This window comes from Prescottella defluvii, from assembly GCF_000738775.1.
Classification (GTDB): Bacteria; Actinomycetota; Actinomycetes; order Mycobacteriales; family Mycobacteriaceae; genus Prescottella; species Prescottella defluvii.
This window is the reverse complement of sequence record NZ_JPOC01000183.1, coordinates 1-378: the sequence shown is the minus strand read 5'-3', so window position 1 is coordinate 378 and position 378 is coordinate 1. Positions and strand designations below refer to the sequence as shown.

Annotated in this window: 1 pseudogene; it reads left to right on the top strand. The window is 72.8% G+C overall.

Going from position 1 to position 378, the window contains the following annotated elements:
- Positions 1-36: 36 nt before the first annotated feature.
- Positions 37-378, top strand: a pseudogene (locus tag IJ15_RS0124365) (IMP dehydrogenase); the annotation flags it as partial.

Sequence of the window (378 nt, the reverse complement as noted above, 5' to 3'; positions counted from 1 at the left end):
GATCACGAGCAGACCGTCGCTCGAAAGGATCCGCTCATGCGTGGAGCCGTCATTTACGCCCCCGGCGACATCCGGGTCGAGGACCGGCCCGACCCCGTCGTCCTCGCCCCCACCGACGCTGTCATCCGGACCGCTGCGACGTGCGTGTGCGGATCGGACCTGTGGCCCTATCGGGGCATAGAGGATGTCCGGGGGCCGGCCCCGATGGGCGCGATCGGCACCCAGGCGCAGTTCGCGCGCATCCCCCTCGCCGACGGCACCCTGGTCGCGACCCCGGGAATGCCCGACGCCGACCTGATCCCCAGCCTCCTGACCGCGTCCGACGTCCTCGGCACCGGCTGGTTCGGCGCGGTCGCCGCCGAGGCCGGACCCGGCAAG